We start from the raw sequence: 25276 nt of genomic DNA on the forward strand, positions 1-25276 counted from the left end.
AGTATTCCCCATAGTAGAGAGCGATTGAGGGCGGCGACCAATACATTATTGCCCGCAGATTTATTCCATTTACCTATAAATACCTGCCGGGAGGCGCACCACTGATGAAACAGCCCATGCCCGACCCAAGCCGGATTAATTTCCGTCTGCTGCATTATTTCCGCGTGGTGGCGGAAGAGATGAATTTCACACAGGCAGCGCGGCGGCTGAATATCTCGCAACCCCCGCTCAGCAAACATATCAAAGAGCTGGAAAGCCAGTTGGGCGTAGAATTATTTAAACGCACCACCCGCTCCATAGCGCTGACGCTGGCAGGCCGCACGCTGTTTCATAACGTTGAAATGCTGTTGGATCAGGCTGGCAACGCGCTCAATCAGGTGCAGCAACTGGGGCGTGGTGAGGCGGGCCATATGGTGATTGGTATGGTGGGCACGTCGGTGTGGGGTGGGCTGATCCCGGCGCTGAAACGTTTTACTGCACAAGCCGACAAGGTGACCTGGGTGCTGAACGAACAGACCCCCAGCCAGCAGATTATTTCACTGCAAAAGCGGCATATTGATATTGGCGTGTGGCGCGAAGCCAAGCAGCAGGCGCTGCCGGGCCTGGCGTGCCAGCTGTTGGCACGGGAGAAAATAGCGGTGGTACTGCCGGTTTCACATCCGTTGGCTGATGGCACGGCGATCCCGCTGCAAGCCTTGCAGCATGACAAATTTATCGTGCTGCCGCCGCACGAGGCCAGTTTGGGGCTGTATCTGCACAATTTGTGCCTGCAACAGGGTTTTGTGCCGGAGATTGCCCATCAGGTCAATGAACCGCAAACGCTGATGGCGCTGGTAGCGGAAGGATATGGTATTACACTGCTGCCGGACAGCTATGGGCGAATCCCATGGCCCGGCGTGCGTTTTTGCCCGCTGCTGGCGGCACCCTCGGCCGATCTGTATGCGATCTATCATGCCGAAAGTGCCACACCGGTCGTACGAGCGTTCCTGAAAATGCTGCGGACGCCGCAGGGTGTTTAAGGTGCCGCTTGCACCACAAACTGGCCGGTAGAACCGCGATCGGCCATTTCCAGCGTTTGGCTGTAGTACAGGAACGGGAAATGCTCTGAGGAAACCTGGTTGAAATACACCAACAGTTCGACATCGCCATCCACCCAAACGGTATCCTTCCAGCCGCGATCTTCCGCCATCGGCTGAGCGCCGTTGACACGTTTCACCAGGAACTGCACGCCCTGGATGTGGAACGCCTGCGGGGTGTCGGCATGGATCGTCCAGCGCTCCCAGGTGCCCTGCTGCGCTTGCACATCAATGCGGTTCATATCCCAGATCACGCCGTTAATTCCGGCCATCTTGTCGCCTAACGTGAACTCACGCGAACGGATTGCGTTCCCCTCCAGCAGTTGATCCGGCAGCAGGCGCGCTGGCAGGTTATCGGTGACCAGCGGCAACAGACCAGTGGGTTTCAAGGTCAGCACCTGGGTGGAAACCAGCAGGTTGGAAGGCTCAAACAGACCACGCAGGCGATCCATCATGCTCGCCGCTTCACCGGCAGTAATGGTCACATCATCACCTTTCGACATGTCGATCAGCACTTCGCGGCGCTCCCCCGGAGCCAAAGAAAGCTGTTGTACCGACACCGGAGCAGGCAGGAAGCCCTGATCGCTGGCGATCACGCTGATCGGCCGACCGTCGCTCAACTGCAACTGGTAACGCCGTGAGTTGGAAGCATTCAGCAAACGCAGCCGCACCCAGCCGCGAGAAACTTCAACATAGGGGTTTTGCACACCGTTCACCAGCAGCGTATCCCCCACAAAGCCCCCGTGTGCGGGCGGATTGTATTCAGGGGTCCCGAAGTTATCCAACCGCTTGTCCTGAATGATCAGCGGGAAATCATCCACACCATAATGGTTTGGCAACGGTAGATTTTTGCCGATCTCATCTTCGACCAACCATAAACCAGCCAGGCCGTTGTAAACGTGCGGTGCCATCCGATTGGGGGTGTTAGCGTGATACCAGCAGGTGGCTGCCGCCTGGCGGATCGGAATCACCGGCGACCAATCTATATTCGGCGACATCATGCGCGCCGCGCCGCCCATTAGAGTGCCTGGCACTTGCAGGCCGCTGATGGTCATCGATACCGGCTCGGTCAGGCGGTTACTGTAGATCAGTTTGACGTCGTCACCGCTGTATACCCGCACCGTTGGCCCCAGGTAGGTGCCGTTAATGCCCCACACCGATGTTTTGCGGTTATCCATAAAGGCCCAGTGGGCGCGTTGCAGCGTTAAAAACAGAGGCTGCCCACGGCGGGATTCCAACAGGGGTGGAATGGGTAACGGGGTCTGCGTTCCGCTCGCCTCAGCCCTCAGCGGCACCGCTCCAGCGCACAGCGCCAAGCCCGATGCCTGAATAAACTGACGTCGACTGAGTGACATATTTTCTCCATGGAAACCAAACTAAACCGTATGAAAAGCCCCGGCTGACCGGGGCATAAGTGTAATGCCTAATATCGCGCGCCCTATGGGTGGGCCGGGGTGAGGGACTTTAGTTCAGTGAATTCCCCTCACCCTAACCCTCTCCCCGAAGGAGAGGGAACTGATTACAGCTGACCCGAGCATAGGTGCAGTGCCCACCGTTCCCCTTTGGGAGAGGGCCGGGGTGAGGGACTTTAGCTCGGTGATATTCCCTTCACCCTAATTCTCTCCCCCGAAGCAAGGGAACTGGCCAGCCTTAAATTATCTTCACTAGCCTGCTGAATGCTTTTATTTTTTTGTGGCATCCAGTTGGGCAACTTCTACATCCAACTGCTCAATTTTCGCCTTCATCAGATCGCGGCAATGGGCCGCCAACTCACGCACCTGCTCTTTGCTGTAAGCACTCGTATCGACCGGTTCCAGCATCTCCACGATCGCATGACCGTTATTCCAGCGATTGAGGTTGATCTTGCCGCTGGTGGTAGAAACGCAAATCGGCACAACCGGCACACCTGCCGCAATTGCCGCATGGAATGCACCGGTTTTGAACGGCAACAATCCACGGCCACGGCTGCGGGTGCCCTCTGGGAACATCCAGACAGAAATGTCTTTTTCCGCCAGTGCTTCAACCACCTGGGCAATAGTGCCGTGCGCTTTGGCACGGTTATTCCGATCGATCAGCAGATTACCGGCCAGCCAATAGAGCGGGCCGAAAAATGGGATCCACGCCAGGCTTTTCTTGCCAACCGTCACGGTGCGCGGCTGCACAATATTGGAAACCGTCACCATGTCGTAGTTATTCTGATGGTTGGCAATATAAATGCACTTGCCGTTATTGGCCGCACTGGCAGGTTTACGCACTTCGACCTTGATACCCAATACCGTCGACAAACGGCCAAACAGGTGGCCAAAAGTCGCCACATGACGAGGGTTACGCGGGCTGAACAAACAGTAAATCGAACCAAAAATACAGACCAGAATACAATATATCGCGACAATAATCGCACGTAATATCAATAACATAACCACCTCATTAGCACACTGCTGGCGCAGCATTTTACGTCCCTGCTGTTTTCGCTATTTTCTCGCCAGCAGACGATCGGCACAATACATTTATGCAGCGAACCCCCACAATTTGGAATCTACCCCACCACTCCAAACATTTAGGGGACACAGGTAAAAAAGCGGGCGCAGCCTGCTACGCCCGAATGATCTCCTGGTACCGGCTTACTCTTCGCTATCGCCCGGCAATACTCGCTCCGGCATATCCAGCTCAACCCGGTCAATGCGTTGCAGGCCGCGCGGCAGCAAGGTGCCTTTACGGCCACGCTCAGCGCGGAATTTCTGCAGGTCCTCCGGCCGCAGCGTCAGTTTGCGCTTGCCTACGTGCAGGGTGACGGAAGTCTGCGGTGGCAGCACGAACAGCCAGATCAGCTTATCTTCACCCGACGCCGCCTGCGCCGACGCTATCGAAACAATCTTGTTGCCCTTACCCTTCGACAACTGCGGCAGATCGGCCACCGGGAACATCAGCATGCGGCCCGCGGCGGTAATCGACAGCAACATGTCATCAGCACCGTGGATCTCCATCGGCGGCAGCGCCTTGGCGTTATCCGGCAGAGTGATCATCACTTTACCAGCACGGTTGCGTGCCACCAGATCGCTAAAGGTACAGACGAAGCCGTAACCGGCATCGGAAGCCATCAGCAGTTTCTGATCGTCAGCCGCCATCAGTACCTGTGAGATCGTCGCACCCGGCGGCGGCGTCAGTTTACCGGTTAACGGTTCACCCTGCCCGCGCGCAGAAGGCAGCGTCAGCGGATCGAGTGCATAGCTGCGCCCGGTGGAGTCGATAAACACCACTGGCTGGTTACTCTTGCCACGCGCGGCGGCACGGAAGCTGTCACCGGCTTTGTAGCTCAACCCCGTTGGATCGATATCATGGCCTTTGGCGCTGCGCACCCAGCCCATTTCAGACAGCACAATGGTCACAGGTTCAGAAGGCACAAAGTCGTGCTCGCTCATCGCCTTGGCTTCTTCACGCTCGGTCAGCGGTGAACGACGATCGTCGCCATAAGCTTGCGCATCAGCCTGAATCTCTTTCTTAATCAGCGTATTCAGTTTGCGCTCGGACGCCAGCAGCGCTTGCAGGTGATCGCGCTCTTTCGCCAGTTCATCCTGTTCACCGCGGATCTTCACTTCTTCCAGCTTGGCCAAGTGGCGCAGTTTCAGTTCGAGGATCGCTTCAGCCTGGGTGTCGGAGATGCCAAAACGCTGCATCAGTACCGGCTTCGGTTCATCTTCACTGCGGATGATGTGGATCACTTCATCGATATTGAGGAACGCAACCAGCAAACCTTCCAGAATGTGCAGGCGTTTCAGCACTTTTTCCAGGCGGTAGTTCAGGCGGCGGCGCACCGTATCGCGGCGGAAAACCAGCCATTCGGTGAGGATCTCCAACAGCCCTTTGACCTGCGGGCGGTTATCCAGGCCGATCATGTTCATGTTGATGCGGTAGCTGCGTTCCAGATCGGTAGTGGCAAACAGGTGGTTCATCACCTGATCCAGATCGATACGGTTGGAACGCGGCACGATCACCAGGCGGGTTGGGTTCTCGTGATCCGACTCATCACGCAGATCTTCCACCATTGGCAGCTTCTTGGCGCGCATCTGGCTGGCGATCTGCTCCAACACCTTGGCACCGGAAACCTGGTGCGGCAGTGCGGTAATCACCGCGCTACCGTCCTCCTTCTTCCAGATGGCACGCATGCGTACCGAGCCACGGCCATTCTGGTAAATTTTGCGGATTTCGTCGCGCGGGGTGATGATTTCTGCTTCGGTCGGGAAGTCTGGCCCTTGTACAAACTCCAGCAGATCCTCAAGCGAGGTATCCGGTTTGTCGATCAGCGCGATAACCGCCGCCGCCACTTCGCGTACGTTGTGCGGTGGGATGTCGGTGGCCATACCGACGGCAATGCCCGTCGTGCCGTTGAGCAGGATGTTCGGCAAGCGCGCCGGTAACATCTTGGGTTCCTGCATGGTGCCATCGAAGTTTGGCACCCAATTGACCGTGCCCTGACCCAGTTCACCCAGCAATACTTCGGCGTATTTCGACAGGCGCGATTCGGTGTAACGCATCGCGGCGAAGGATTTCGGATCATCCGGTGCCCCCCAGTTCCCCTGACCATCCACCAGCGGATAACGGTAAGAGAACGGCTGTGCCATCAGCACCATCGCTTCATAGCAGGCACTGTCACCGTGTGGATGGTATTTACCCAAGACATCGCCCACGGTACGGGCCGATTTTTTGAATTTAGCGTTGTTGCTCAGCCCCAGTTCCGACATGGCATAGATGATACGGCGCTGTACCGGCTTTAAACCATCGCCAATATACGGCAACGCCCGATCCATGATGACGTACATGGAATAGTCCAGATAGGCTTTTTCAGTGAATGTGTGCAGCGGTAAACGCTCAACACCGTCATGAGTCAGTTCACTCATTACTCAAATATCCTCAGACCGTAGTTTGGCTATCCCTGATAATGGGGCGCAGTGTATGGTGCATAACAACAGCGCCCACAATTTAATGGGTTGTCGATTCTGGTCGCGATAGTAACTCATCTGCAGGGTAGCTGTCACAGATGGCGCAGTGATCGCCCAGCGGCATCGATAATTTATCTATTTTATGCAAAACCCTGCCATCGACGGCTCTCTTTATTGACTCACAGTCAACACTGTTGTGCGCCAGTTCGCATTTTTCCCTGAGGTGTAAAAGATTACACTCCGTTTCAGCAATATGGCGACCCTACTAGGCGGTGGTCATAACCTATTCTGATTCTGACAGGGGCAGTGAACCGATGAGCAATATCCTGATTATTAACGCCAAGAAACAATTCGGCCATTCCAACGGCGAACTAAACCAAACTCTGAGCGACGTAGCGGAAAGCTTTCTGCGCGATGGCAAGCACGATGTGCAGGTCACCGTGGTCGATGATGGCTACGACATTGAAGCCGAAGTACAGAAATACCTGTGGGCCGATGCGGTGATCTATCAGATGCCTGGCTGGTGGATGGGTGAGCCCTGGATCCTGAAAAAATACATCGATGAAGTGTTCACCGCTGGCCACGGTAGCCTGTACGCCAGCGATGGCCGCACCCGCGCCGATGCGGCGAAAAAATACGGTTCAGGCGGCCTGATTAAGGGTAAAAAATATATGCTGAGCCTGACCTGGAACGCTCCGCTGCAAGCCTTTACCGATCCGGAGCAGTTCTTCGAAGGCGTGGGTGTTGACGGGGTTTACCTGCACTTCCACAAAGCCAACCAGTTCTTGGGAATGGACGCTCTGCCGACCTTTATCTGTAATGATGTGATTAAGCAGCCGGATATTGCGGGTGATATCGCACGCTTCCGCACGCATCTGGCTGAGGTTTTTGCTTAAGCGTCGCCCCTAACCCTCTCCCACAGGGAGAGGGTTAGGCTTAAAGGTTAGCAGCATGTCCCTATCTCTCACACAGATCTACAGCGTCTGCACATCAAGGTTTGCGCTGACATAATCCAGAAAACAGGTAATGCGTGCGGCCAATTGTGTATTGCGGTAATACACCGCGTTAATCGGTTGGCGCACGTCCAGCGTTTCCTCTTCCAGTAGCACTATCAACCGCCCTTCCCGCTGATCTTCCCGCGTCATAAAATCCGCTAACTGCACGATCCCTACCCCACTTAGTGCCAGTTGCCGCAGCGTTTCACCGCTGGACGCCGACAGCGTTGGGGTAATGGCAAAATGCTCCGCCTGCTGGTTGCGCAACGGCCATAGATTCAGCGATTCTGGCTGGGTGAACCCCAACAGGCAATGCTGATTGAGTTCGTCAACGCTCTGCGGAGCACCGAAGCGGGCAATATATTCCGGGCTGGCGAGAATACGTAACCGGCTAGCCCCAAGAAGGCGCGCGTGGATGGTCGAGTCGCGCAATGTGCCGATGCGAATGGCGATATCGGTGCGCTTCTCCAATAGATCGATAATCTGGTTATCGGTATGCAGTTCCAGATCAATCTGCGGAAAACGTTGGCGAAAACCCGCCACCAACGGCACGATCACGCGATCCATAAAGGGTGCCGCGGCGTTGACCCGCAGCCGACCGGCCGGGATTTGGCGGCGCAACGCCATCTGCTCCTCGGCATTCTCCACCGAGTTGATAATCTCACGTGCGTGCACAAGAAAACTCTGCCCCTCTTCGGTCAGTTCCAGGCGGCGAGTGGTACGGCGTAATAAGGTGGTGTTGAGTTTTTTTTCCAGGCGGCTTAGCGCACGACTGATGCCAGAAGTGGTCTGGCCAAGCTGTTCCGCAGCGGAGGTGATGGAGCCGCTATCGACCACCGAAGTGAACGCGAGCAATTCGTCGAGGGTAATTTTCATGCTTTCCGCCCTGAATATCGGGCGCAGTCTGCCGCGCCTCTACGGGATTGAGGCAGGGGCCGGTATCCCGGCCCCTGGGCATCAGACCGACAGGTCGGCCATGTCACCTTTATCCTGCAGCCAGTTGCGGCGATCTTCCGAACGCTTCTTCGCCAGCAGCATATCCATCAGCGCCATGGTTTGATCCGTATTCTCGTCATCGATGGTTAACTGCACCAGACGGCGAGTGTTGGGATCGAGCGTGGTTTCACGCAGTTGCAGCGGATTCATCTCGCCCAACCCTTTGAAACGCTGAACGTTCGGTTTGCCTTTCTTGCGCTTCAATTGCTCCAGCACACCGGCTTTTTCCTCTTCGTCGAGGGCGTAATAAACCTCTTTACCCAAGTCGATACGGTACAACGGCGGCATCGCTACATAGACGTGCCCACCTTTAACCAGCGCACTGAAGTGGCGCACAAACAGGGCGCACAGCAGTGTGGCGATGTGCAGGCCATCGGAGTCCGCATCCGCCAGGATACAGATTTTGCCGTAACGCAGTTGGCTGAGATCTTCACTGTCTGGATCGATGCCGATCGCCACTGAGATATCATGCACTTCCTGCGAGGCCAACACTTCGTCAGAAGAGACTTCCCAGGTGTTCAGGATCTTCCCTTTCAACGGCATGATCGCCTGATATTCACGATCGCGCGCCTGTTTGGCCGAGCCACCCGCAGAGTCCCCTTCCACCAGGAACAGTTCGGTCATGCTCAGATCCTGCGAGGTGCAATCCGCCAGCTTGCCCGGCAATGCAGGCCCGCTGGTCAGTTTTTTACGCACCACTTTTTTCGCCGCACGCAAACGGCGCTGGGCGCTGGAGATCGCCAGTTCAGCCAGTTGTTCGGCCGCCTGCACGTTCTGGTTCAGCCACAGGCTGAAGGCATCTTTCACTACGCCGGAAACAAACGCCGCACACTGGCGCGACGACAAACGCTCTTTGGTTTGCCCGGCGAATTGTGGATCCTGCATTTTCACCGACAGCACGTAAGCACAGCGATCCCAGATATCTTCGGCAGAAAGCTTCACGCCGCGTGGCAGAATATTGCGGAACTCGCAGAATTCACGCATCGCATCCAGCAAGCCCTGACGCAAACCGTTGACGTGAGTACCGCCCTGCATGGTCGGGATCAGGTTGACGTAGCTCTCCGTCAGCAGTTCCCCGCCTTCTGGCAGCCACAGCAGCGCCCAATCCACCGCCTCGGTGTCACCGGCAAAGTTACCGACAAACGCTTTTTCCGGCAGGGTAATCAGGCCGTTCACCGCCTCCATCAGATAATCGGTGAGGCCATCCTGATAGCACCAGCGCTGCTCGGTGTTATTCAGCTTGTCGATAAAGTAGATTTCAACGCCGGGGCACAGCACCGCTTTAGCTTTCAGCAGGTGCGACAGGCGGGAAACCGAGAAGCGCGGGCTGTCGAAGAACTGCTCGTCAGGCCAGAAGTGAATACTGGTGCCGGTGTTGCGTTTGCCGCAGCTACCGGTCACCGCCAATTCCTGCACCTTGTCGCCGTTCTCAAAAGCGATGCTGTAGACGTTACCGTCGCGCTTAACGCTGACTTCCACCCGTTTGGACAGGGCGTTAACCACCGAGATGCCCACGCCGTGCAGGCCGCCGGAGAACTGGTAGTTTTTATTGGAGAATTTACCGCCCGCGTGCAAACGGCACATGATCAACTCAACCGCCGGTACGCCTTCTTCCGGGTGGATATCCACCGGCATGCCGCGGCCGTCGTCGATCACTTCCAGTGACTGATCGGCGTGCAGAATCACATCGATACGCTTGGCGTGGCCCGCCAACGCTTCATCGACGCTGTTATCAATCACCTCTTGGCCGAGGTGGTTCGGGCGCGTCGTGTCGGTATACATACCGGGACGGCGGCGCACTGGTTCTAGACCGCTGAGTACTTCAATGGCATCAGCGTTATAGCTGGATTGAGTCATCGTTGATTATTTTTCGTGGTTAAGGGGAGGTGCTGGAACCGCCTGCCTCTTCAGTATACCTGCGGCACGTGAAGTTGCAGCGGTGTTATAGCCCTAAAAAATCCACAATCTGGGAGAAGTAGTGTTCGAAACCGACGAAGGCGTGGTTTCCACCAGATTCCACCGTTTGCCGACAGGCGGTGTAATAAGCCACAGCCTGACCGTAATCGAGGATTTCATCGCCCGTTTGTTGTAGCAACCAGATTAAATCCGGCGACTCCAAGGGATCGATCTGCATCACTTTCAGATCGTAAACGTGGCGTGACTCTAACACATATTGTTGGCCGGTGTAGGGGTTCTCGTTTGGCCCGAGATAGTCGAGCAGCAGCTCAAACGGCTTCACCGCCGGGTTAACCACCACCGCTGGCAAAGCAAAACACTGGGACAACCAGGTGGCATAATAGCCCCCTAGTGAAGAGCCCACCACGCCCAGCGTATGGCCAGCACGCTCCATAACCAGATTTTCCAGCATTTCGGCTGCGTCTTCCGGGTAAGGCGGCAGCTGCGGCACCAGCATGTCGATCTCTGGGTGATGTTCAGCCAGCCACGCCTTGAAAGACGTTGCCTTGGCCGAGAGCGGCGAACTGTTAAAACCGTGTAGGTAGAGTAATGTTGAAGGCATCAGTAGCCGTCCGAGTCCATGTCGGGGCGGAAATCGTCGTTCTCCAAGCGGAATACCTGGGTTTCCACGCGGCCATCGGGCAGCAGGTCAAGGTAGCGCCAGCCAGGGGAGACTTCGTCGATAGTAAAATTGGTGCAGTGTGGTTTGAATTGCACACAGGTAGAGGGAGAAGCCAACAGGCGACGCCCATGCCAGTCGAGATCCAGCTCCTGGTGAATATGCCCGCACAACAGGGTGTTCACTTTTGGATAATTCGCCAGCACCGCAGCCAGTTGATGCGAGTTGCGCAGGCTGTGCTGATCGAGCCAGCTACAGCCACAAGGGAATGGATGATGATGCAGCAACAGCAGCGTATAACGCTCTGGGTAAGCCGTGAGGCAACGCTCCATCCATGCCAACTGGTAGTCGCTCAATTCGCCGTGCGGCACGCCGAACACCTGGCTGTCCAACAGCAGCACCTGCCAGCTATCCCCCAGCAAAATATGCTTTGACGGGGTGATCCTGGCAGCCGCCAGTGCGTCAACCATCGCCGGTTGGAAATCGTGATTGCCCGGCAGCCACACGCAGGGAGCTGGCAAGCGAATAATACCCTCAGCAAAATGCCGGTAGGCGGCCAGCGAATGATCCTGCGCCAGATCGCCAGTTGCCACGATCAGATCGCTCTCCCGCTGCTGGGCGATGATCGCATCCAGCACGGCGTGATAGCTGGAATAGGTATTGATGCCCAGCAAGGTCTCATTTTTGCCGGCAAACAGGTGGGTATCTGTTATTTGCAGGATCCTGACCCTGGCCCCACTCGCCACAGGCAGTTTCAACAGGCTTTCCAAATGGTGTCCTTTGTTATTACAGTCTGTCTTTACCTGTCGTCTTTCAAGCTGCAACGTTGTTGACCGCGCTCGTTCACCTCAGTCACTTAGCAATCTAAGCTTCTGAGGACTCACGAGCTTGTCGCCTAGTTGCAACTTGAAATCCATAGGGTATTACATAACCGGAACCGCCACCGCTCCATGCGCTAAACAATAGCGCAACCAATCAGCAAGAAACTGGTTAATTTGATGCTTTTCGTCACGTTGATGCAACTTTTTATTCGGATAATCATAACGCGCTTTAAAGCGGTAGATCTGCTGACTGGAACACACTTCCGCAACCATCGCGTCATAATACAGACGCACCGTCATGGCAGGCAGGCTCCAGTAGCTGACCGCAGGCGCAATCTGCTCAATTTCCACCAGCGAGGTATAACGCGTAGATTCAACAATAGTCAGACGATAACTGGCGCCGTTCACCTGATAAGTCACGATTTCACCCACTTCGTCGTTGCGCGGCAGCAAACGGCGTAATTGTGCGAAATTGGTTTCACACAATCTCATCATTTCCGGAAAATCAGGGGTATAGCGCTTTTGCATTTAGTCGACCCACTCTGCTTTGAGCGATTGATGGTGCAGCGCCAGCCACTGCAATGCAATCACTGATGCGGCGTTGTCAATCGCGCCCTCTTCAACCCAGCGGTAAGCCTGTTCACGGCTAACCACATGGACACGAATGTCTTCATTCTCCTCCTCCAGTCCATGGATCCCTTCCGCCGTCAGGGCATCGACCTCACCCACCATAATCGACAGGCGTTCACTGGTGCCACCGGGGCTAGCCAGGTAACTCAGCACCGGCTTGCAGCGCCCGACCACCACGCCTGCCTCTTCCAACGCTTCGCGGCGGCAGACGTCCTCAACGCTTTCCCCGGTTTCAATAATGCCTGCGACCATTTCCAGCAGCCAAGGGGAAACCGAGGTGTCGATCGCCGCAATACGCAGTTGTTCAATCAATACGACTTCATCACGTACAGGGTCATAGGGTAGCAGCACAGCCGCATGGCCGCGCTCAAAAATCTCGCGTTTTACCTCGCCGCTCATTTCACCATTGAACAAACGGTGACGAAACCGGTATAAATTAAGTGAAAAAAAACCACGATATAGCGTCTCACGTGCAATAATTTCTACATCATTTTCATCAAAAGTAACGGGCGAAGGTTGCAAGCGGTTCATCTGGCGAATTCTCCTGTGTCAGTATGCGGGCAAAATAAACAGTTTCGATGACAGAAACGGCAAGGTCATCTTTCCCGGCTTTGTGATAGATTGTGAACCATGATATCAGGTGATGCATGTGCAAACAGTCAAGCGTAGGTCAACGTAGCGTCCTGAAAGGTAAAAGTTCTGTGAGATGGCACATTAAGCCAACTTAAGCCATCAGCGGACTCTGCTAGAATCGGCAACTATTTCGTCTATCGTCAGCGCTAACATAGCAATATTGCTGCACAACAAGGAATGCAAATGAAGAAACTGCTCCCCCTTCTTATCGGACTGAGCCTGGGTGGCTTCAGTGCCATGAGTCAAGCAGAAAACCTGTTGCAGGTTTACAAACAGGCGCGGGAAAGTAACCCTGATCTGCGTAAAACGGCTGCTGACCGTGATGCGGCGTTCGAAAAGATCAGCGAGGCACGCAGCCCGCTGCTGCCACAGCTTGGATTATCTGCCGGTTACAGCCATAGCAACGGTTTCCGTGATTCAAACGGCGTCAACAGCAATGCCACCAGCGGTTCCTTGGCGCTGACACAGACCATTTTTGATATGTCCAAATGGCGTGCGCTGACGCTGCAAGAAAAAACCGCCGGTATTTCGGATGTCACTTTCCAAACCGCGTCTCAGAAGTTAATCCTTGATACTGCTACCGCCTATTTCAACGTGCTGCAGGCGATTGATTCGCTGTCTTACGTTCAGGCCAACAAACTGGCGGTTTACCGCACTCTGGATCAGACCACCCAACGCTTTAACGTCGGCCTGGTGGCAATTACCGACGTGCAAAACGCCCGTTCCAACTACGATACCGTGCTGGCCAATGAAGTGACCGCACGTAACAATCTGGATAACGCGGTTGAAAGCCTGCGCCAGATCACCGGTACTTTCTACCCGGAACTGGCTTCGCTCAATACTGACAAATTCAGCACTCAGCGCCCGGATGCGGTGAATAACCTGCTGAAAGAAGCCGAGAAGCGCAACCTGAGCCTGCTTTCTGCACGTTTAAGCCAGGATCTGGCCCGTGAGCAGATCAAATCGGCACAAACCGGCTATATGCCGACTATTGATGTGTCTGCATCTACCGGTATTACCAATACCAGAAATAGCGGTTCCAACAACCCTTCACCTAACAGTGATAATGGTCAAAATCAGGTCGGCGTCAGCTTGAATCTGCCACTGTATAACGGCGGTGTGACCAATTCTCGGGTGCAACAGGCGCAGTACAACTTTGTTGGTGCCAGTGAGCAGTTGGAAAGCGCACACCGCAGCGTAGTGCAAACCGTGCGTTCTTCTTTCAACAACGTCTCTGCCTCTGTCAGCAGCATCAACGCTTACAAACAGGCGGTGATCTCTGCCCAGAGTTCACTGGACGCGACCGAAGCCGGTTATGAGGTGGGCACACGTACCATCGTCGACGTGCTGAATGCTACCACCACGCTGTATAACGCCAAGCAACAGCTTTCCAGCGCGCGTTATTCCTATCTGATCAATCAGTTGAACATCAAATCGGCACTCGGTACGCTGAATGAAAACGATCTGATGATGATGAATGGCGTGTTGGGTAAACCTACCTCGACCTCCCCGGATGTCGTAGCACCCGAAACTGCGGCAAAGCCCGCAAGCGGCAATATGACGCGTAACTGATCGTTGTAAGCATCACGGGGCTTGGCCATGCCGGCCCCGTTTTTTATTCCCCTGCCAAAATTGATTGTCTCCCCGTCACCATCAACTAATGGCTTAGCTGTAACACTCCACGCGCGGCATCCAGCATCGCTTTCTGCCCGGTGCGGGTTTTGCTCATGCAATCGTGCATGCCCACCACCATCGGGATCCCCATCGCTTTCGCCAGAATGGCGGAATGCGATAACGCATTGCCACCGCTTAGGCAGATACCGAGTACCATCCGCCGATCGAGCATCACCACATCCGAAGGCATCAACTCATCCATCACCAGAATGGATGGCGCACTGAGAGCGATCGGCAGGATTGGTTGCTGCTGTAAGTGGCTCAACGTGCGGCGCAATATGTCGCGCACATCTTGCTCACGCGCGCGCAGATACTCATCCTCCAGTGCTCGGTATCCAGCAGCAACCTGATCCAGTTCCTGTTGCCACGCCTGTTCGGCACTGCAGCGTTCCTGGGCGATACGGGTATAAGCTGCCTGTTGCAGTTCCGGATCGTCCAGCAACATGCAGTGTGCTCCGAATATGGCCGCCTGCGGTTTACCCACCAGCGTAGCGGTGCGATCCACCAGCTTGTTAAGATCGCTCAACGTGTGCTGCACGGCGCTGCGCAACCGCTGCTGCTCATGCAGTGCATCGTCTGACGCCGCCAGCCGCACGCTCATCTGCGGCCAAAAGCTGAAAACCTGCCAGATCGGGCCGCTGCTGACGCTATCTTCTACCGGGATACCATGCAACGAAGGTTGCTGTTGCTCAGAAATAATCTCGCCAAAATGCTGCTCTGCCAATGCCTTGAAAGCGGCCAGCGCGGCATCCGCCTGCGGGCCATTGGCGATCAGGCGGATGGTGTCGCCCTGATGGATTTGCAACAGTGCTAGCTGATTCAGGCTCAGAGGGCTGGCGCATTGGCCGTGTTTTTCCAATACCAGCTCAGCGTCAAACGGGGCTAATACCTCTGCCAAACGTGCCGCCGGGCGGGCGTGTAGACCATGCGGGTTGCGTATTTTCCAGCTCAGGCTTTTGCCCTCTTTCAATGGCAAATCCACCGGTGTGCTGGCGGGCTTGCCCTCGCCAAGTTGCACCTGCTTGATCTGCAAAGCCCCCTGCGCTTCTGCCAGTACCTGTTCCAAACTGCCACCGGAGTTAGCCGCCACGACCGCCGCCAACGTGCCTTCCACCAGAGGGGCAGAGCACAGCACCACCTTGGCGGCCAGTTCAGGATCCAGCAGATCAAGCGCCGTTTCCGCACTCAACAACGCGCTGCCAAGATCCATCAGCACCAGGATCCCATCCCCCTCGGATACCGACTCGATCGCTGCCATGACTTTGATCGCATCCGTGCCGATCGGGTGATCGGCATCGTCGATCCCCGCAGCCAGTGCCAATTTGCAGCCGTCGCCACGCATCATCTGCCGGGCAAGCTCCTCTACACCACGCGCCAGTTGAGCACTGTGTGAAACGACAACGATATTGATCATCCGGCCTCCTCCACTACCTCAGCCAGCGCTTTTATCATCAACATGACCGAGGTCGCCCCCGGATCCTGGTGACCGATACTGCGCTCGCCCAAGTAGCTGGCCCGCCCTTTACGCGCTTGCATGGGGATCGTGGCCTGCGCGGTTTGTTCGGCACACAAGGCGGCCTGCTGTAGAGCCTGCGCCATACCAAGCTGTTGCTGCACCGACTGGCCTAGACTGGCTAACACCGGCCACCAGACGTCACACAAAGTTTTATCCCCCGGTTCCGCCTTGCCGCGCATCACCACTCCCGCAACACCTTCCTGGATCACCTGTTGCAACTCCGCCAGATCCAGACTTTGCTTGGCATTGGCTGCCTGTGCCGCACGGATAAAAAAAGTGCCGAACAAGGGACCACTGGCACCGCCGACGCTGGAAAGCAGTGTCATACCGGTAGTCTTCAAAATAGAACCGATATCTTGCTCCACCACCGCAGGCAGCTTTTCCACCACTTTGTTAAAACCACGGTTCATATTCAGGCCGTGGTCACCGTCGCCAATGTCGGTATCCAACTGGGTTAAAAAATCACGCTCATGGGTAAAAACCTCGGCGCAACGCAGCAGCCAGTCCACTACCTGTTGTTTGCTTAATGTCATGCTCCCTCCTCAGCCCCAGCGCAGCGCAGGGGTTTTGACCGGTGCGTCCCACAGCGATAGCAATTCGTCATCGACTTGCAGCAAGGTGATAGAAACCCCCTGCATATCCAGCGAAGTGCAGTATGAACCCACCAGATTACGTTCGATGATGATCCCGGCCTCCGCGCAGCGCTCTGCTAGGCGGTGGTAAACACCATACAATTCGGAAAGCGGCGTGGCCCCCAGATTATTCACCAACGCAATGACCCGATCGCCGCGTGCTAGAGCCCGCTTGCTCTGGCTTTCATCGCGCCACTCCCCAGGTTTGCGATCCCAAACGCGGATCTGGCGCTGATAGGGGCCGTGTTCTATCAGGGTATGGAACATATCATCGACGGCCTGGTTGAGAGTCGTGAATGGCCGCCGTTCAATGCCCGGCTCGCCATGGATCCCCACACCAAACTCCATCTCGTTGTCTGCCAGAATAAACGATGGCCTGCCAGCAGCCGGAACGGTACAGGCACCGAGTGCGATACCGATCGAATGCCCCTGGTTGTTGATTTTGTGGCCCAGCGCCACCAGAGCATCCAAGTCATCGCCCCTTACCGCCGCTGCGCCAAGCAGCTTCTCCATCAGCACCGTGTTGGCCACACCACGCCGCCCGGCGGTAAATAGGCTGTCTTTGACCGCCACGTCGTCATCTACCAACACGGTTGCCACCATCATGCCGCTGTCGTGTAACAATTCGGTCGCCGTCTCAAAATTCATTACGTCGCCGGTATAGTTCTTGATGATCAGCAAGACGCCAGCACCGCCGTCGATAGCCTGACCGCATTCGTACATATTATCTGGCGTCGGTGAAGTGAAAATCTCCCCAGGGCAAGCGCCATCCAGCATTCCTTCCCCGACAAAACCACAGTGCATCGGTTCATGGCCACTCCCGCCGCCGGACAGGATCGCCACTTTGCCGGGAATCGGTCCTGCTGCACGGGTCACAAATACCGGCTCCTGATGCACCAGCAGTTCCGGGTGGGCTTCGCCCATGCCCAGCAACTGTTCGTTCAGTACCGACTCAACCTTATTGATCAGCTTTTTCACGATTCACTCCTCTGTGAGATACACCAGGCGTGGCAAGCACGCCCAGGAATTCAGGCTCGTTGCAACCACGCGCTGCCCAGTTTGTCTGCTGTCAGAATAGCGGCCAGAACGCTGTCAGGAGTCACTTTGAATGGCATGTTGTGGATGGTTTCACCTTTGACACAACTGGCCTCGGCTACTTTCCTGATTTTTTCTTTCAGTTCGCCGGTTACGCCCATTTCCGCCAAGGAGATCGGTAACCCGACGCGCTGGCAGAAATCCATCACCGTTTCAATCTGGGCCATCGAGCTGTTTTGCAGCACCAACTGCGCCAGCGTGCCAAACGCCACTTTCTCACCGTGATACAGGTGGTGGCACTCCTCCAGCACGGTGAATCCATTATGAATAGCATGTGCCGCAGCCAAGCCACTGCTTTCGAAGCCGAGACCGCTCAGGTAAGTATTGGCTTCAATGATACGCTCCAGCGCCTCGGTCACGACCCCAGACTCTGCTGCCAGCTTGGCCTTAACGCCTTCTGCCAACAATGTTTCATAGCAAAGACGCGCCAGATTGAGTGCTGCCAGCGTTGATTTACCACCGGCCATGCTGGTGGCTTGAGCATCAAAGCAAGCCTGAGCTTCAAAATAGGTAGAGAGCGCATCCCCCATACCAGCGACCAGCAGCCGCACCGGGGCTTTGGCAATGATCGCGCTGTCCATCACCACCATATTCGGGTTAGTGGGATAGATCAGATACTCTTCAAACTCCCCGCTTTCGCTGTAGATCACCGACAACGCGCTGGTTGGAGCATCCGTCGAGGCAATGGTCGGTATCAGCACCACCGGAACCTGCTGGTAGTAGGCAACCGCTTTGGCGGTGTCCAGCGTTTTGCCCCCGCCAATACCGATCACTCCTTTGCAGCCCTGGTTTTTTAATTCATGCCCGAGGCGATCGATTTCCTTGTGGCAACATTCACCATTGAAGTGGCAAGCGTGGTACTGCACACCCTGCTGCTGCAAGCTACCCATCACGGCATCACCTGCTAGTTTCATCACGAAATCGTCGGCAATCACAAAGTAACGATCGGCAAGTGGCTTAACGTATTCGCCTACAGACGCTAAGGCATTTGCCCCTTGGATGTATTTGTTGGGTGACTGAATGATTCTCAACATAACCGGTTCCTTAATAGGGAATTTGGCGATGGTAACGTTCAGATCTCAGGTGAAAATACGCTCGGTACGATGCCGGTACGTTGTTATTGGCTTTGACTATACGGGCCAAGCACCCGTTGACGAGCAGGAGAAAGGCGCAACATAGCCTGTTCATGATGTTGCATAATGGCACGCAGATAAAGCTTTCTCCCGCCGTAAAGCGAACTGGCGCACATCACAACGTATAGCTGCGTAAAGAGTGGATTCTATGGGTATTTTCGCTTTAATTGTGACCATCTTTCCCCTATCCTTACGGCCTACTACTGGGTAAGGGCGAATACAGCCCAAATGATGGGATTACTAACGATGAAACGGACAAAAAACATCAACCGAGATACATTCCGCAAATCCTGGCGTGTTGCGCCCGTGGCTTTGGCGATCAGCGCAGTCTTTATGCTGGCCGGCTGCGAACAGGCGGATGAAACGGTTTCTCTATATCAGAATGCCGACGACTGTTCGCGCGCCAACCCTTCGATGAGCGAGCAATGCACCACCGCGTACAACAACGCGATGAAAGAAGCCGAAAAAACCGCGCCGAAATACGCCACCCGTGAAGATTGCGTAGCCGAATTCGGTGAAACGCAATGTGCGCAAACTCAGGCTCCTGCCCAGGCAGGTATGGCCGCAGAGTCGCAAAGCAGCGGCAGCATGTGGATGCCACTGATGGCGGGCTACATGATGGGCCGGATGATGGGCGGTTCGGGTTTCGCCCAGCAGCCGCTGTTCACCTCTAAAAATGGTGCCAGTCCGGCAAATGGCAAGTTCGTTGATGCCACCGGCAAGAGCTATGGCCCGGCAACCGCAGGCGGCCGTACCATGACCGTGCCTAAAACCGCCATGGCCCCTAAACCGGCGGTGACTAAAACCATCACCCGTGGTGGTTTCGGTGAAAGCGTTGCCAAACAGACCAGCATGCAGCGCAGCAGCGCCACCTCCAGTTCTAGCTCGCGCAGCATGGGCGGTTAAGGCATGAAACGCGTTGCGATTACCGAGCGCCCGGACTGGCGCGAAAAAGCCACTGAATTTGGTTTCCAGTTCCACACCATGTACGGCGAGCCGTACTGGTGTGAAGACGCCTATTACCAGTTCACCCTGGCACAGATCGAAGAGATCGAAAACGCCACCGCAGAATTGCATCAAATGTGCCTGAAAGCGGTGAAGCGAGTGGTCAACAGCGACGAGTTGATGACCAAGTTCTGTATTCCAAAGCATACCTGGGAGTTTGTTCGCAGTTCCTGGCGCACCAATCAGCCTTCGCTGTATTCGCGCCTCGATCTGGCTTATGACGGTGTGAATCCACCCAAGTTGCTGGAAAACAACGCCGATACGCCCACATCGCTGTATGAAGCGGCCTTTTTCCAATGGCTGTGGCTGGAAGATCAGCTCAACGCCGGCAAGCTGGATCCCGAGTCCGATCAGTACAACAGCCTGCAAGAAAAACTGATCGAACGCTTTGCCGATCTGCAAGCCAATCACGGTTTTAACCTGCTGCATCTGGCCTGCTGCCAGGACAGCGAAGAAGATCGCGGTACGGTGCAATATCTGCAAGATTGTGCGCTGGAAGCCGGTCTGCCGACCGAATTCCTGTTTATGGAAGAGATCGGCCTTGGGGAAAGAGGCCAGTTTACCGATCTGCAAAACCAGGTTATCGGTAACCTGTTCAAGCTTTATCCGTGGGAGTTCATGCTGCGCGAGAACTTTTCTACCAAGCTGGAAGACGCCGGCGTGCGCTGGCTGGAACCGGCCTGGAAGAGCATTATCTCCAACAAGGCGCTGTTGCCGCTGCTGTGGGAAATGTTCCCCAACCATCCCAACCTGTTACCGGCTTACTTTGCGCAAGACGATCATCCGCAGATGGATCACTACGTCACCAAACCGCTGTTCTCACGCGAAGGGGCGAATATCCAGATCGTACAGAACGGCCAGGAAGTGGCGCGTGTTGAAGGGCCATACGGCGAAGAAGGCATGATTGTGCAGCAGTTCCATCCGTTGCCGCAGTTTGAGGGCAGCTATACGCTGATTGGTAGCTGGCTGGTTAACGATCAACCTTGTGGTATCGGCCTGCGGGAAGATCGCGAGTTGATCACTCAGGATCTGTCACGCTTCTATCCGCATATTATTCTTGGCTGATAACCCGTTGTAATAGATTGGGCGTAGCGCTCGGTTACGCCCAATCATCTTATCCTACCTGTACCGACAGCATGCTCAACGCGCCCATTTCGATGCCATCGACCGGGATTGAGATCGGCTCTTTACCGTCCCAACCCCCCAGCACATACAGCAACGGCAGGTAATGTTCCGGCGTCGGGTTCGACAACGCAGCACCTTCATGCTGCATAAAGTTCACCAGTGGATGATTCTCACCCTGATAATTCAGGTTATCGCGCACGTACTGATTGAATGATTCTGCCCATGGGTACGGGCTGGCATTCCCCTGCCATTTCACCATCCGCAGGTTATGCACCACGTTACCGCTAGCAACGATCATGATGCCTTGATCGCGCAACGCTGCCAGCTTGCGACCAAGCTCATAGTGATATTGCGCAGGCTGAGTACCATCAATGCTGAGCTGCACCACCGGGATATCCGCTTGCGGGTACATTTTGATCAGTACGCCCCAAGTGCCGTGATCCAATCCCCATTCACCGGTATCCGCCCCCACCTCGATCGGAGCCAGCAAGGTTTGCAATTGAGCCGCCAGTTCGGGTGAACCGGGTGCCGGATACTGGGTATCAAACAATGCCTGAGGAAAGCCACCAAAATCGTGAATGGTTTTTGGCTGTTCCATCGCCGTCACAGCGGTGCCCCGGGTATACCAGTGGGCAGAAACAGCAACGATCGCTTTCGGACGCGGTAACTGTTCACCCAGCGCACGCCATGCCTGGGTGTAACGGTTCTCTTCCAGCACGTTCATCGGGCTACCGTGACCAAGAAACAGTGCACGCATACGAGAGGTGGTCATAAGTTATCCTTTGGTTAGCGTAATAGGCTTTCTGCTGACTACATTACGCCCTTTGCTTTACGGAGACAGCCGGATAACCATGATAATGATCTTCAATAAATTTGAACGGCTAGCTCAATGGAAGCAATCAGCCAAATCCGCTCGATTTATGCCGTTACTCTGTTAGTATCGGAGCATAAACAATAATCATTAGCGTAAAGGAACCTATCTTGTCAGTACCGCTGATTCTGACCCTGCTGGCCGGTGGCGCAACCTTTGTCGGTGCCCTGTTCGGCATTATTGGCCAGAAGCCATCCAACCGCCTGCTGGCGTTTTCCCTCGGTTTTGCCGCCGGGATTATGTTGCTGATTTCATTGATGGAAATGCTGCCTGCCGCATTGCATACCCCTGGGGTGTCACCCGTGCTCGGCTATGGCATGTTCATGCTCGGGCTGCTGGGCTATTTTGCGCTCGATCGCATGTTGCCACACCAGCATCCACAGGATCTGATGCAAAAGCCGATTAAGCCGCACAACCTGAAGCGCACGGCAGTCCTGCTGACGTTGGGTATCAGCCTGCACAACTTCCCAGAAGGCATCGCCACCTTTGTGACGGCCAGCGCCGATCTAGAGCTGGGCATGGGAATTGCCTTGGCCGTAGCGATCCACAATATTCCCGAAGGGCTAGCGGTCGCCGGGCCGGTGTATGCGGCGACCGGTTCCAAAACCAAGGCGCTGCTGTGGTCAGGGATCTCCGGCTTGGCAGAAATTCTGGGGGGCGTTATGGCCTTCCTGTTGCTGGGCCCGATGATCTCACCGGTAGTGATGGCATCGATTATGGCTGCGGTCGCAGGGATTATGGTGGCACTGTCGGTAGATGAGTTAATGCCGCTGGCGAAAGAGATCGATCCACACAATAACCCAAGTTATGGCGTGTTATGTGGCATGGCAGTGATGGGGTTCAGCCTGACGCTGCTGCAAAGCGGCGGGATTGGTTAAGCTCACTAGGCGTAAAAAAGCCGCTGATAAAGCGGCTTTTTCATACCAATCAACGTATTAACTGGCTTTTTTTTCCTGCGCCTGACGGTAGGCCACCAGATCTTCGATGGTCAATACAACCATTTCGTGTTGTTTGGCAAACGCGATCACTTCCGGCGCATGCGCCATGCTGCCATCATCGTTGGTCAGTTCACACAGCACACCGGCAGGTTTGAAACCGGCCATAGAGACCAGATCGATCGTCGCTTCGGTGTGACCACGGCGGCTCAGTACGCCACCCGGCTGGGCACGCAGTGGGAACACGTGGCCTGGGCGGCTCAAATCGCTCGGCTTGGCATGGTCGGCAATGGCTGCGCGAATGGTGGTCAGGCGATCGGAAGCCGATACGCCGGTAGTCACGCCCTGCGCGGCTTCGATGGTCACGGTGAACGCCGTCTGGAACTGACTGGAGTTGTTGGTGACCATCATCGGCAGCTCAAGCTGCTGGCGGCGATCTTCGGTGATACACAGGCACACAATACCGCTGCCGTGGCGAATGGTCAGCGCCATCTGCTCAACGGTCATGGTTTCTGCGGCGAAGATCATATCGCCTTCGTTTTCACGATTTTCATCATCGAGCACCATCACACCGCGCCCATTGCGCAATGCATCGAGCGCGCGTTCAACGCGTTCCGCTGGCGTGCCGAAATCTGAAAGTAGAGTCTGATTCATGGTAAAAAACCTCATTAAAATTATGGATTACCAGAACCAGGGCTAGCTTGAGGAGTGGCTATAACCATAGCCGAAAAAATAACGCAAGCGGGCATAAGCCCGACAGGTGTCGTTACTCTCTCCCATCCGGACTATAACCGTCGGCCCCGGAATTACACCGGATCTGCTGACCTCTAACCGATTCCTGAGAACAGGTTGAGCGCTCGCGGGCTTTCACCGTAGAAGGTGATTTACCGCCGGTGGGGACTTTCACCCCGCCCTGAGAATAAGCCCTTCGACTATAACGCCATCACCCCCGTCTTTCAAGCCATGACGTTAGATGACGAGTATTGGTTTATCCGGCGGGCAACTCGCATTACACTAGGCATCAGCCACTCAATATCAGAAAGGGAAATGCCATGATTGACCCGAAAAAAATTGAACAGATCGCACGCCAGGTACAAGAATCTCTGCCTAAAGGCGTACGGGAATTCGGGGAAGACGTTGAGAAAAAGGTTCGCCAAGTGTTGCAATCGCAGCTGACCCGTTTGGATCTGGTTAACCGCGAAGAGTTCGACGTGCAGACCCAGGTGTTGCTGCGCACCCGTGAGAAACTGGCATTGCTGGAACAGCGTTTGGCCGAGTTGGAAGGCAAGCTGAATGCCGCGCCAGCCACCAAACCCGCAGACGAATAAGATTGACGAGGGCGCGGTTACGCGCCCTTATTGCTTCCTGACAACCACCTGCGGCTTGCGCGGCAGCACCAGCCAGATCAGCGCCAGCATCACCAACGCATACAGGCTTTTCCAGCCGATAATCACCAGCAGCAACAGACACAGTATTGAACCAATCACCGCCATCAGCCGCGAACGGCCCTGCAAGATCCGGCAGCCCGCCAGCATACACAGCAGATAAATCAGCACGAAAATCCCATTGGCATACACCAGCAGCGTATCGAGCGGCAGATTCAAGGTATAGATCAGCAGGGTGAAAATCAGGCAACAACCGACTACGGCGCTCAAGGCATTCACCGGCACCCGACCTGCGGAAAGTTTGGCCAGCGCGCTTGATGGCCTGGTCTGCGCCTGCGACCACACCAGGCGGGCAAAGCTTTGGGTATAGATATTCACACTGGCAAAACAGGCCAGATAACCGATGATGCAGGCAATCCACAGCGCGCTTTCACCAAACAGCTGTACAACCACGCCGGGCAGTGAAGCGGCGGCGGCCCGATCGGCACCATAGGCATGGAAGTGCAACACCGCCACGGTGCAACCCCAATAGACGGCACCGGCCACCAGCATGCCAATCAGCAGCGCGCGCGGGAAATCCCGCTCAGAGTTGCGGAACTCGGTGGCCAGATGGGCAAAGGCCTCCAGCCCAACAAAGCACCAGAACATCACGGCCAAAGCGTGGAACATATTGGGCGGGGAAATATCGCTGACTAACGGCCAAGGGATCTGTGCAGGCGTAATGGCGCCTTTCCACCAGATCGCCACCACCAGCGCGACAACCAGAACAGCGATCAGCGTCTGAATATTGGCGCTGGAACCGGCGCTGCGCGTGCCGAGCAGCCAGATCACCACCAGCGTGGCGATCTGCACCAGCAGCAAACCGTTGGCGCTCCAGCCAAACGCGGATTGCCAGAAGCCTGCCGCAATTTGCAATGCGGCAGGCAACCCAACGGGGATCACTGAAAGAAACAGCCAGCCGGTCACTTTAGCCATGCGCGGCCCGAAGGCCAAACCGACAAAGTGCGCCGCACCGCCCGCGCTGGGAAAATGGCGGCCTAACGCCGCAAAAGCGATGGCAATGGGGAACACCAGCGCGATCAGGATCGGCCAGGCCCACAGGCTATCATTGCCAGCAACCTGCGCCGCCAGTGCCGGAACGGCAAACACTCCCGTCCCCAGCAGCGAAGTGGACAACAGCCCAACGCCCTGCGCCAAACTCAGATCCTGTTTTAATCCACTCACGCTAAGCCTTATTGAGCG

Annotated in this window: 22 protein-coding genes, 1 pseudogene and 1 riboswitch; of the genes and pseudogenes, 7 read left to right on the top strand and 16 right to left on the bottom strand. The window is 55.5% G+C overall.

What is annotated here, in order from left to right; translation table 11 throughout:
- Nucleotides 1–116 precede the first annotated feature (116 nt).
- On the top strand, nt 117–1019 hold the full coding sequence (locus AC2A1E_RS05870; protein WP_484383020.1) for a LysR family transcriptional regulator: 903 nt from the start codon (nt 117–119) through the stop codon (nt 1017–1019).
- Here AC2A1E_RS05870 and ftsP read toward each other — a convergent pair.
- From ftsP to parC, 3 genes are all read right to left on the bottom strand, one after another.
- Nucleotides 1016–2431, bottom strand: coding sequence for a cell division protein FtsP (gene ftsP / locus AC2A1E_RS05875; protein ID WP_484382990.1), 1416 nt, complete (start codon nt 2429–2431; stop codon nt 1016–1018). The genes AC2A1E_RS05870 and ftsP overlap by 4 nt on opposite strands.
- A 327-nt stretch (nt 2432–2758) precedes the next feature.
- Nucleotides 2759–3493 carry a 1-acylglycerol-3-phosphate O-acyltransferase gene (locus AC2A1E_RS05880; RefSeq protein WP_484382991.1) on the bottom strand — a complete coding sequence of 245 codons (735 nt, stop codon included), beginning with the start codon at nt 3491–3493 and terminating at the stop codon, nt 2759–2761.
- A gap of 204 nt (nt 3494–3697) precedes the next feature.
- On the bottom strand, nt 3698–5971 hold the full coding sequence (parC, locus tag AC2A1E_RS05885) for a DNA topoisomerase IV subunit A (protein WP_484382992.1): 2274 nt from the start codon (nt 5969–5971) through the stop codon (nt 3698–3700).
- A 356-nt stretch (nt 5972–6327) separates the two neighbouring features.
- Here parC and AC2A1E_RS05890 point away from each other — a divergent pair, with 356 nt between their 5' ends.
- Complete coding sequence (locus tag AC2A1E_RS05890) at nt 6328–6909, top strand: NAD(P)H-dependent oxidoreductase (protein ID WP_484382993.1); 582 nt, start codon at nt 6328–6330, stop codon at nt 6907–6909.
- A gap of 78 nt (nt 6910–6987) precedes the next feature.
- Here the strand turns inward: AC2A1E_RS05890 and AC2A1E_RS05895 are convergent, their stop codons facing one another.
- The 6 genes from AC2A1E_RS05895 to nudF all read right to left on the bottom strand — a co-directional run bounded on the left by AC2A1E_RS05895 (nt 6988) and on the right by nudF (nt 12561).
- Nucleotides 6988–7884, bottom strand: coding sequence for a LysR substrate-binding domain-containing protein (locus tag AC2A1E_RS05895; RefSeq protein WP_484382994.1), 897 nt, complete (start codon nt 7882–7884; stop codon nt 6988–6990).
- A gap of 81 nt (nt 7885–7965) precedes the next feature.
- Nucleotides 7966–9861, bottom strand: coding sequence for a DNA topoisomerase IV subunit B (gene parE, locus AC2A1E_RS05900; protein ID WP_484382995.1), 1896 nt, complete (start codon nt 9859–9861; stop codon nt 7966–7968).
- 85 nt (nt 9862–9946) lie between these two features.
- Nucleotides 9947–10522, bottom strand: a complete 576-nt coding sequence (gene yqiA, locus AC2A1E_RS05905) for an esterase YqiA (RefSeq protein ID WP_484382996.1) — start codon at nt 10520–10522, stop codon at nt 9947–9949.
- The gene (gene cpdA / locus AC2A1E_RS05910; RefSeq protein ID WP_459400039.1) at nt 10522–11349 is read right to left on the bottom strand and encodes a 3',5'-cyclic-AMP phosphodiesterase; all 828 of its coding nucleotides are present in this window, start codon (nt 11347–11349) and stop codon (nt 10522–10524) included. Before cpdA ends, yqiA begins: the two co-directional genes overlap by 1 nt.
- Before the next feature lie 153 nt (nt 11350–11502).
- Nucleotides 11503–11928, bottom strand: a complete 426-nt coding sequence (locus AC2A1E_RS05915) for a DUF1249 family protein (protein WP_484382997.1) — start codon at nt 11926–11928, stop codon at nt 11503–11505.
- A complete protein-coding gene (nudF, locus tag AC2A1E_RS05920; RefSeq protein ID WP_459400041.1) occupies nt 11929–12561 on the bottom strand; it encodes an ADP-ribose diphosphatase in 633 nt (210 codons plus the stop codon).
- A gap of 285 nt (nt 12562–12846) precedes the next feature.
- Between nudF and tolC the strand changes: the two are divergent.
- Nucleotides 12847–14211: pseudogene (tolC, locus tag AC2A1E_RS05925) on the top strand (outer membrane channel protein TolC); the annotation flags it as partial.
- A 109-nt stretch (nt 14212–14320) separates the two neighbouring features.
- Here the strand turns inward: tolC and dhaM are convergent.
- Genes dhaM through AC2A1E_RS05945 form a run of 4 tightly spaced genes read right to left on the bottom strand, consistent with a single transcriptional unit; the run spans nt 14321 to nt 18614 of the window.
- On the bottom strand, nt 14321–15751 hold the full coding sequence (dhaM, locus tag AC2A1E_RS05930) for a dihydroxyacetone kinase phosphoryl donor subunit DhaM (RefSeq protein WP_484382998.1): 1431 nt from the start codon (nt 15749–15751) through the stop codon (nt 14321–14323).
- Nucleotides 15748–16386: a dihydroxyacetone kinase subunit DhaL gene (gene dhaL / locus AC2A1E_RS05935; RefSeq protein ID WP_484382999.1), complete on the bottom strand. Its 639-nt coding sequence runs from the start codon at nt 16384–16386 to the stop codon at nt 15748–15750. Before dhaL ends, dhaM begins: the two co-directional genes overlap by 4 nt.
- Nucleotides 16387–16395: 9 nt before the next feature.
- Nucleotides 16396–17463, bottom strand: coding sequence for a dihydroxyacetone kinase subunit DhaK (dhaK, locus tag AC2A1E_RS05940; RefSeq protein ID WP_484383000.1), 1068 nt, complete (start codon nt 17461–17463; stop codon nt 16396–16398).
- 50 nt (nt 17464–17513) lie between these two features.
- A complete protein-coding gene (locus AC2A1E_RS05945; RefSeq protein WP_484383001.1) occupies nt 17514–18614 on the bottom strand; it encodes a glycerol dehydrogenase in 1101 nt (366 codons plus the stop codon).
- Between the two features lie 345 nt (nt 18615–18959).
- On the opposite strand from AC2A1E_RS05945, the gene AC2A1E_RS05950 reads away from it, so the two are divergent.
- Entirely contained in the window at nt 18960–19619 is a 660-nt protein-coding gene (locus tag AC2A1E_RS05950; RefSeq protein WP_459400047.1) for a DUF1190 family protein, read from the top strand.
- Nucleotides 19620–19622: 3 nt separating this feature from the next.
- Nucleotides 19623–20783 (top strand): glutathionylspermidine synthase family protein, encoded by a 1161-nt coding sequence (locus AC2A1E_RS05955; RefSeq protein ID WP_484383002.1) that lies wholly within the window; start codon nt 19623–19625, stop codon nt 20781–20783.
- Nucleotides 20784–20832: 49 nt separating this feature from the next.
- Here the strand turns inward: AC2A1E_RS05955 and ygiD are convergent, their stop codons facing one another.
- On the bottom strand, nt 20833–21615 hold the full coding sequence (gene ygiD / locus AC2A1E_RS05960; protein ID WP_484383003.1) for a 4,5-DOPA-extradiol-dioxygenase: 783 nt from the start codon (nt 21613–21615) through the stop codon (nt 20833–20835).
- A gap of 209 nt (nt 21616–21824) precedes the next feature.
- On the opposite strand from ygiD, the gene zupT reads away from it, so the two are divergent.
- Nucleotides 21825–22592, top strand: coding sequence for a zinc transporter ZupT (zupT, locus tag AC2A1E_RS05965; RefSeq protein WP_473189851.1), 768 nt, complete (start codon nt 21825–21827; stop codon nt 22590–22592).
- Between the two features lie 57 nt (nt 22593–22649).
- On the opposite strand, the gene ribB is transcribed toward zupT, so the two are convergent.
- Nucleotides 22650–23303, bottom strand: coding sequence for a 3,4-dihydroxy-2-butanone-4-phosphate synthase (ribB, locus tag AC2A1E_RS05970; protein ID WP_484383004.1), 654 nt, complete (start codon nt 23301–23303; stop codon nt 22650–22652).
- Nucleotides 23304–23413: 110 nt separating this feature from the next.
- Nucleotides 23414–23574: riboswitch (FMN riboswitch) on the bottom strand.
- 127 nt (nt 23575–23701) lie between these two features.
- On the opposite strand from ribB, the gene ubiK reads away from it, so the two are divergent.
- The gene (ubiK, locus tag AC2A1E_RS05975; protein ID WP_459400052.1) at nt 23702–23977 is read left to right on the top strand and encodes a ubiquinone biosynthesis accessory factor UbiK; all 276 of its coding nucleotides are present in this window, start codon (nt 23702–23704) and stop codon (nt 23975–23977) included.
- A 27-nt stretch (nt 23978–24004) separates the two neighbouring features.
- Here ubiK and yjeH read toward each other — a convergent pair whose 3' ends face one another.
- Nucleotides 24005–25258 (bottom strand): L-methionine/branched-chain amino acid transporter, encoded by a 1254-nt coding sequence (gene yjeH, locus AC2A1E_RS05980; RefSeq protein WP_484383005.1) that lies wholly within the window; start codon nt 25256–25258, stop codon nt 24005–24007.
- Between the last annotated feature and the right edge of the window lie 18 nt (nt 25259–25276).

It is taken from the genome of Serratia sp. HNCC26DJ206, assembly GCF_057180605.1.

Coding starts and splice junctions, on each gene's coding strand:
- AC2A1E_RS05945 (WP_484383001.1), bottom strand. CDS start 18,614: ATGTTGAGAATCATTCAGTCACCCAACAAATACATCCAAGGGGCAAAT.
- AC2A1E_RS05895 (WP_484382994.1), bottom strand. CDS start 7,884: ATGAAAATTACCCTCGACGAATTGCTCGCGTTCACTTCGGTGGTCGAT.
- AC2A1E_RS05870 (WP_484383020.1), top strand. CDS start 117: ATGCCCGACCCAAGCCGGATTAATTTCCGTCTGCTGCATTATTTCCGC.
- parC (WP_484382992.1), bottom strand. CDS start 5,971: ATGAGTGAACTGACTCATGACGGTGTTGAGCGTTTACCGCTGCACACA.
- AC2A1E_RS05880 (WP_484382991.1), bottom strand. CDS start 3,493: ATGTTATTGATATTACGTGCGATTATTGTCGCGATATATTGTATTCTG.
- AC2A1E_RS05955 (WP_484383002.1), top strand. CDS start 19,623: ATGAAACGCGTTGCGATTACCGAGCGCCCGGACTGGCGCGAAAAAGCC.
- dhaM (WP_484382998.1), bottom strand. CDS start 15,751: ATGATCAATATCGTTGTCGTTTCACACAGTGCTCAACTGGCGCGTGGT.
- dhaL (WP_484382999.1), bottom strand. CDS start 16,386: ATGACATTAAGCAAACAACAGGTAGTGGACTGGCTGCTGCGTTGCGCC.
- ftsP (WP_484382990.1), bottom strand. CDS start 2,431: ATGTCACTCAGTCGACGTCAGTTTATTCAGGCATCGGGCTTGGCGCTG.
- yqiA (WP_484382996.1), bottom strand. CDS start 10,522: ATGCCTTCAACATTACTCTACCTACACGGTTTTAACAGTTCGCCGCTC.
- nudF (WP_459400041.1), bottom strand. CDS start 12,561: ATGAACCGCTTGCAACCTTCGCCCGTTACTTTTGATGAAAATGATGTA.
- ygiD (WP_484383003.1), bottom strand. CDS start 21,615: ATGACCACCTCTCGTATGCGTGCACTGTTTCTTGGTCACGGTAGCCCG.
- ubiK (WP_459400052.1), top strand. CDS start 23,702: ATGATTGACCCGAAAAAAATTGAACAGATCGCACGCCAGGTACAAGAA.
- parE (WP_484382995.1), bottom strand. CDS start 9,861: ATGACTCAATCCAGCTATAACGCTGATGCCATTGAAGTACTCAGCGGT.
- ribB (WP_484383004.1), bottom strand. CDS start 23,303: ATGAATCAGACTCTACTTTCAGATTTCGGCACGCCAGCGGAACGCGTT.
- AC2A1E_RS05915 (WP_484382997.1), bottom strand. CDS start 11,928: ATGCAAAAGCGCTATACCCCTGATTTTCCGGAAATGATGAGATTGTGT.
- AC2A1E_RS05950 (WP_459400047.1), top strand. CDS start 18,960: ATGAAACGGACAAAAAACATCAACCGAGATACATTCCGCAAATCCTGG.
- AC2A1E_RS05890 (WP_484382993.1), top strand. CDS start 6,328: ATGAGCAATATCCTGATTATTAACGCCAAGAAACAATTCGGCCATTCC.